Genomic DNA, 6,169 nt, shown 5'->3' with positions numbered 1-6,169 from the left:
AATACTTATTCAACACCGTGAATAAGATTCCTTGCGTCAAATTGACTTCGCTAGCAATTAAATTACTAGTTTGTTTTTGTTGAAAACAGCTTTCTGTTTTCTGCCCTGCGATTACCAGTGAGACTTTACGTCTCATTGCTTTTCGTCTTCTTCTTTGTTCAGTTTTCAAAGGTCAGTTGCTTTGTTAACGCAACTTTTAAATCTTACCATAAAGTTTATATCGCGTCAACAACTAATTTTCAAATAGTTTTTGATGAATTATTTCGTATCAATTCAGCTTTATTATTATATAATACCTTTTCTATAAATACAAGTGTTTTTAATTATACTTTTAATTCTTTTTCTAATGCTTGTATAAAATCCTGCATAATTTTTTGTTTTTCTTTTGCTATAGTTTTGGCTGTTTCAGTGTTTAATTGATCTTTTATAAGGAGAAGTTTGTCGTAAAAGTGTTGTAATGTGGTGTTTTTTGGATTGTTCTGGTTAGCTATTTCTCGATTATGAGCGCCACCATAAGTGAAGGTTCTTGCTATGCCGATTGCTCCGATGGCATCTAAGCGATCTGCGTCTTGAACTATTTTTTCTTCTATTGTTAATGCTTTAAAAGTATTTTTTCCTTTTTTAAATGAAACTGATTGGATGATTCGGATGATTTTTTTGATTAGTTCTGATGGTATTTCTTTGGTTTCCATCCAATTGATTAGTGTTTTAGTTGCTTCCTGTTCGTCGGTTGTTAGTTTAATATCTGAGTAATCGTGGAATAGAGCGGCTAATTCTATAGTGAACAGGTCGCCACCTTCTTTTGATTGGATTTCTTTACTTAATTTCCATACTCTTTTTATATGAGACCAGTCATGGCCGGTCGTTTCATTTTCAAAATGAGAGTGCATCCAATTCTTTGCTGAAAGAATAATTTCTTCTTTATTCATTTTTTTAACTCCTTTTTATGTTATTTTTCATGTACAATAGTAGAAAATGGAAATGGGGTATTCGATGTTTGCATTTGAACATGTTTATTTAAAGCGTGAAAATAAAACTATCTTATCGGATATTAATTGGACCGTTAACGAAAAGGAAAACTGGGCTATTCTTGGGCTAAATGGCTCTGGGAAAACTACTTTGCTACAACTTCTAAATGGGTATCTTTGGCCTAGTAGTGGAAAGCTTCAAGTGCTTGGGCATGTTTTTGGACAGACTTCTTTACCAGAATTACGTAAATCAATTGGTTGGGTGAGTAATGCTTTAGATCATCAGCTGAAAGATTACGAGCTAAGTGAGCAAATTGTGCTTAGTGGTAAGTTTGCAAGTATTGGAATGTATGCGAAAGTGACAGATGTTGAGGTAAACCAAGCGAAAAAACTGCTGACTGATTGTGGTGGGGCCTCGCTTATTGGTAAAGCTTATAAAATCTTATCTCAAGGAGAACGACAAATTGTTTTAATTGCTCGTGCTTTGATGGCAAATCCTAAGTTACTGATTTTAGATGAACCTTGTAACGGACTTGATTTATTTGCGAAAAGTCGTTTATTAGAACGGATTAAAAAAATTGCAGAACGTCCTGATTCGCCGACAATGCTTTTTGTCACGCATCATACAGAAGAAATTCTCCCCTGCTTTGATAATATCATTTTACTCCGTGACGGGGAAATAACTCATCACGGGAAAACAGAAAAACTTTTAACAGAGGAAGTGCTTCAAGCATTCTATCAAAAGCCTGTCGAGTTAATTCGTATTAAAGATGGTGCGATTGCGGTTTATCCGAAGTAAGTGGTATAGTAAGGTTACGAATAACGCGTATGTAAAAGGGGCGAAACAGTTTGTATGAAACTATGATTGCAAAAGCAGGCGCACGTGAGCTTCTTGGTATGGATACTAGCCTGATTTATGGTTCGTTTTCTTATGTAGTGGAAGGCGAATTAATGGATCTAACAGGACTTTGGATTTCAAATGAAGATGTTTTTATTTTTTACTTAGAAAATGAAGATGTTTACTTACTTAAGAAATTCGCATATGAAGACATAGAGCTATTAGAGCAAAAAGTAAGTATTATCTCGATGACAAAAAAATTGATATTACATCTTAAAAATAGCGAAAAATATACATTGCTCGTTGCAAATGGAGAAGCAAAAGTGTTTGCAGCTAAAGTAAATGAACGTATAAAAAAGGGAGTCTAACTTACGTTAGACTCCCTTTTTAAATTATTCTTTTTCTTCAAATAAACGCGCTACTTCAATGATTACTTCGGTTGCTTTCACCATGCTTTCTAACGCGACGTATTCAAACTTACCGTGGAAATTTTCGCCACCGCCAAAGATGTTTGGCGTTGGTAGTCCTTTGTATGAAAGTTGAGCTCCGTCTGTCCCACCGCGAATTGGGCTTATTTTGGGTTCTATATCTAGATTTCTCATTGCTGCACTCACTATGTCTACAATTTCTTTTACTGGTTCAATTTTTTCGCGCATGTTGTAATATTGATCATTCAGTTTTAATTCTACTGAACCTTCCCCATATTTTTCTGCTAGTTTTTCGGCGATACTTGCGATATGAGTTTTTCTTTCCACAAATTTCAGATGATCAAAATCGCGAATGATATAGTAAGATTTTGCTTGTTCCACATCACCGTTTAATGAAATTAAATGATAAAAGCCTTCATAGCCGTCTGTATATTCAGGGGCTTCTTCTTTTGGAATCTCGGCATCGAATTCCATTGCCATTTTGACAGCATTAATCATTTTATTTTTGGCTGTTCCTGGATGTACGCTATTTCCGTTAAAAGTAAGTTTCGCACCAGCTGCGTTAAAGCTTTCATATTCTAGTTCGCCAAGTGGCCCGCCGTCCATTGTGTAGGCATATTTGGCACCAAATGCTTCTACGTCAAAGCGCTCTGGTCCTCGGCCGATTTCTTCATCGGGTGTAAAAGCTACGCGAATTTTACCATGCTTGATTTCGGGGTGATTGATTAAATAATTCATTGCCACCATAATTTCTGTAATTCCTGCTTTATCATCTGCGCCTAGCAATGTTGTTCCGTCTGTTGTAATAAGCGTTTTTCCTTTGTAATTAGCTAGTTCTGGAAATTGTTTAGGTGACAGTACGACATTTAGGTCTTTATTTAGAACGATGTCTTTACCATCATAGTTTTCATGCACTTGTGGGTTTACATTTTTTCCAGTTAAGTCAGTGGCAGTGTCTAAATGAGCTAAAAACCCGATAACTGGTACTTCTTTCGTTGTATTAGAAGGAAGTGTTGCCATTACATAACCGAATTCATCTACTGTTACTTCTTGCATACCGATTTCTTTTAGTTCTGTAACGAGAATGTTCGCTAGTTCCATTTGTCCTGGCGTTGTTGGACAAACTGTGCTTTCTTCATTTGACTGTGTATCTACTTTTACATATTTTGTAAATCGTTTTAATAGTTCTTCTTTCATTTCTATCACTCCCTCAGATTGATTCTTTTTCATTATAAACTTGATTTTCAAAAAATTCTATTCTTGACTGTCGAGTAATGTTAGTAATTTAGCGGTTGTTCGCCGGTTTCGCGTTGTCGTTAGTGTTTTTTTATATTCTCCGAGGAAAACAGGCAATTTTAACTGATGGATTTGGTTCGAGAAAACGTGGATATATAACGCTCGGCCGATTGCGATTACTTCGGCTTGAGTATTTTTTTGTTTAGGAATATCAATATTTTCATTGTAAAAAGCAATCATCCAACGTTCTTCTTCACCAATTATTTCTGGTGGGAACGGGTTGTTTTTGATGATTGTTTTGTAGTTTTGTTCTGAAAAAACGAATACGTCAATGGATAGATTGAAGCTCGCTATAATTACTTCTGTTATTTTTGCTGCTACTTCGGTTTCTGTCTGTAAATTAGAACTTAGAACGAGGTTGCCGCTTTGGATATAGGTTGTTACATTTTGGAATCCCTCTTCTTGTAAGGCTGCTTTTAAATTTTTCATGTTCACTTTATTTTTCCCTGCGACATTTACGGCTCTTAGTAAAGCAACGTATTTTTCCATTCTAGTCCCTCCCAATCGTTTAACTACATTATAGCATGTTACTTACGTTATAATAGTTCTATTAGAGATGGGAGGTTTTTGGATGAAATTAATTTCTTGGAATGTAAACGGGCTTCGTGCAGCTGTGAAAAAAGGTTTTTTGGAGTATTTTGAAGAAGTTGATGCCGATATATTTTGCTTGCAAGAAACAAAATTACAAGAAGGTCAAATTGAACTTGATTTACCTGCGTATAAAGATTATTGGAATTATGCTGTAAAGAAAGGTTATTCAGGTACTGCCATTTTCACAAAAGTTGAGCCATTATCGGTGCAATATGGTTTAGGTGTCCCGGAACATGATACTGAAGGTCGCGTAATCACGCTTGAATTTGATGATTTTTATATGGTAACGGTTTATACACCAAATTCGCAAGCTGAGTTAAAACGATTAGATTATCGTATGACGTTTGAGGATGCGATTTTAGAATATGTCAAAAACTTGGATAAAACGAAGCCGGTTGTCCTTTGTGGTGATTTGAATGTTGCGCACGAAGAAATTGATTTGAAAAATCCGAAGACAAATCGCAAAAATGCTGGATTCTCGGACGAGGAACGCGCAAAATTTTCTGCGTTTTTAGACGCTGGTTTTATTGATAGTTTCCGTTATTTTTATCCTGATTTGACCGACGCTTATTCTTGGTGGTCTTATCGAATGAACGCGCGTGCTAGGAACACTGGTTGGCGGATTGATTATTTTGTTGTTTCGGAACGTTTGAAAGATAAGTTAGTGGATGCGAAAATTCATGCGGATGTGCTTGGTTCGGATCATTGTCCAGTTGAGCTAGAACTTAATTTATAACATAAAAAAAATCCTCACTTGTTGGAGTGAGGATTTTTGAATTATTTAGCTAATGCTTTTTTTGCTGAATCAGCAAGTGTGTTAAATGAAGCAATATCATTTACTGCTAAGTCTGCAAGCATTTTACGGTTAATATCAATACCAGCTAATTTTAAGCCGTGCATTAATTTGCTGTAAGAAAGATCTTGCATACGAGCTGCCGCATTGATACGTGCGATCCATAATCTACGGAAATCACGTTTCTTTTGACGACGATCTCTATAAGCATATTGGTAAGATTTCATTACCGCTTGGTTAGCTACTTTGAATAATAAATGTTTAGAGCCGTAATACCCTTTGGCTAATTTAACTATCTTTTTACGACGTTTGCGTGTTACTGTTCCGCCTTTTACGCGTGGCATATTGTCTACCTCCTAGAATTTACAAAAATGTTGTTTCTCTTATTTCATTTTAGCGACCATTTGACGAATACGTTTGAAGTCGCCAGCTGATACCATTGCTGATTTACGCAATTTACGTTTTTGTTTTTGGGATTTGTTAGCGAACATATGGCTTGTGAAACCGTGTCTGCGTTTTAATTTTCCAGATCCTGTTCTCTTGAAACGTTTAGCGGAACCGCGGTGGGTTTTCATTTTTGGCATGAATATTTCCTCCTCAAAACTTTACTTTTCATGAAGTGGTGCTAGGACTAAGAACATGGAACGTCCGTCCATTTTTGGTCTTTGCTCAATTGTACAAAGGTCTTCGCACGCTTTTGCAAAACGGTCAAGCACCTTCTGACCGATTTCTTTGTGTGTAATGGCACGACCTTTAAAACGGATAGAGCATTTTACTTTATCGCCTTTTTCAAGGAATTTACGTGCATTACGTAGCTTCGTATCAAAATCATGTTCGTCAATTGTTGGACTTAAACGAACTTCCTTCATTACGATGACTTTTTGGTTCTTACGGGCTTCTTTATCTTTCTTCTGTTGTTCAAAACGGAATTTACCGTAGTCCATAATACGAGCTACTGGCGGTTTCGCTGTTGGAGCAACAAGCACTAGATCAAGATTAGCCTTTTCAGCAATTTGAAGCGCATCGATTTTACTCTTCACGCCTAATTGTTCACCGTCTTGGTCGATCAATCTTACTTCACGTGCACGAATCCCATCGTTTACCAACATGTCTTTGCTAATGGTGAGCCACCTCCACTTAATTTTGTTACAACAAGATAGAAAATAGCTGTTCAAATCTGCGGCCTGCTAACTCGTTCGTTCAGAGGCCATAAAAAAACGGGCTGCTTTTCAGCAATCCCGCACATTCAAAATCG

General features: G+C 36.5%; 9 protein-coding genes and 1 other annotated feature (1 of these 10 running past the window's edge). Of the genes, 3 read left to right on the top strand and 6 right to left on the bottom strand.

The genetic code is table 11. The features are described from left to right. Positions 1 to 323: 323 nt before the first annotated feature. Positions 324 to 929 carry an HD domain-containing protein gene (locus AC4PG0_RS09895; protein WP_003772443.1) on the bottom strand — a complete coding sequence of 202 codons (606 nt, stop codon included), beginning with the start codon at positions 927 to 929 and terminating at the stop codon, positions 324 to 326. Positions 930 to 993: 64 nt separating this feature from the next. On the opposite strand from AC4PG0_RS09895, the gene AC4PG0_RS09890 reads away from it, so the two are divergent. Together AC4PG0_RS09890 and AC4PG0_RS09885 are read left to right on the top strand one after the other, a co-directional pair. Further along, positions 994 to 1,767: an ABC transporter ATP-binding protein gene (locus tag AC4PG0_RS09890; RefSeq protein ID WP_003762863.1), complete on the top strand. Its 774-nt coding sequence runs from the start codon at positions 994 to 996 to the stop codon at positions 1,765 to 1,767. 50 nt (positions 1,768 to 1,817) lie between these two features. Next, entirely contained in the window at positions 1,818 to 2,174 is a 357-nt protein-coding gene (locus AC4PG0_RS09885; protein WP_033838244.1) for a hypothetical protein, read from the top strand. A gap of 24 nt (positions 2,175 to 2,198) precedes the next feature. On the opposite strand, the gene pepT is transcribed toward AC4PG0_RS09885, so the two are convergent. Both pepT and AC4PG0_RS09875 read right to left on the bottom strand, forming a co-directional pair. Continuing rightward, positions 2,199 to 3,431 carry a peptidase T gene (gene pepT / locus AC4PG0_RS09880; RefSeq protein ID WP_010991009.1) on the bottom strand — a complete coding sequence of 411 codons (1,233 nt, stop codon included), beginning with the start codon at positions 3,429 to 3,431 and terminating at the stop codon, positions 2,199 to 2,201. Between the two features lie 57 nt (positions 3,432 to 3,488). Then, entirely contained in the window at positions 3,489 to 4,019 is a 531-nt protein-coding gene (locus tag AC4PG0_RS09875) for a DUF1697 domain-containing protein (RefSeq protein ID WP_492167655.1), read from the bottom strand. Positions 4,020 to 4,101: 82 nt separating this feature from the next. Here AC4PG0_RS09875 and AC4PG0_RS09870 point away from each other — a divergent pair, with 82 nt between their 5' ends. Next, positions 4,102 to 4,857, top strand: coding sequence for an exodeoxyribonuclease III (locus AC4PG0_RS09870; protein ID WP_185505632.1), 756 nt, complete (start codon positions 4,102 to 4,104; stop codon positions 4,855 to 4,857). A gap of 41 nt (positions 4,858 to 4,898) precedes the next feature. Here AC4PG0_RS09870 and rplT read toward each other — a convergent pair whose 3' ends face one another. From rplT to infC, 3 genes are read right to left on the bottom strand one after another with little or no spacing between them, the layout of a single operon-like run. Beyond that, on the bottom strand, positions 4,899 to 5,258 hold the full coding sequence (gene rplT, locus AC4PG0_RS09865) for a 50S ribosomal protein L20 (RefSeq protein ID WP_003720097.1): 360 nt from the start codon (positions 5,256 to 5,258) through the stop codon (positions 4,899 to 4,901). A gap of 39 nt (positions 5,259 to 5,297) precedes the next feature. Next, positions 5,298 to 5,498: a 50S ribosomal protein L35 gene (rpmI, locus tag AC4PG0_RS09860; protein WP_003720098.1), complete on the bottom strand. Its 201-nt coding sequence runs from the start codon at positions 5,496 to 5,498 to the stop codon at positions 5,298 to 5,300. 21 nt (positions 5,499 to 5,519) lie between these two features. After that, a complete protein-coding gene (infC, locus tag AC4PG0_RS09855; protein ID WP_010958948.1) occupies positions 5,520 to 6,035 on the bottom strand; it encodes a translation initiation factor IF-3 in 516 nt (171 codons plus the stop codon). Between the two features lie 82 nt (positions 6,036 to 6,117). After that, positions 6,118 to 6,169, bottom strand: a sequence feature (ribosomal protein L20 leader region) (it continues 87 nt past the right edge of the window).

The sequence above is a fragment of the Listeria sp. MAN/IMW/UF464 genome, from assembly GCF_058683955.1.
Note: the sequence above shows the minus strand (reverse complement) of the source record. Positions and strands in the feature narration are given on the sequence as shown.

Coding starts and splice junctions, on each gene's coding strand:
- rpmI (WP_003720098.1), bottom strand. CDS start 5,498: ATGCCAAAAATGAAAACCCACCGCGGTTCCGCTAAACGTTTCAAGAGA.
- AC4PG0_RS09890 (WP_003762863.1), top strand. CDS start 994: ATGTTTGCATTTGAACATGTTTATTTAAAGCGTGAAAATAAAACTATC.
- pepT (WP_010991009.1), bottom strand. CDS start 3,431: ATGAAAGAAGAACTATTAAAACGATTTACAAAATATGTAAAAGTAGAT.
- AC4PG0_RS09895 (WP_003772443.1), bottom strand. CDS start 929: ATGAATAAAGAAGAAATTATTCTTTCAGCAAAGAATTGGATGCACTCT.
- AC4PG0_RS09870 (WP_185505632.1), top strand. CDS start 4,102: ATGAAATTAATTTCTTGGAATGTAAACGGGCTTCGTGCAGCTGTGAAA.
- rplT (WP_003720097.1), bottom strand. CDS start 5,258: ATGCCACGCGTAAAAGGCGGAACAGTAACACGCAAACGTCGTAAAAAG.
- AC4PG0_RS09875 (WP_492167655.1), bottom strand. CDS start 4,019: ATGGAAAAATACGTTGCTTTACTAAGAGCCGTAAATGTCGCAGGGAAA.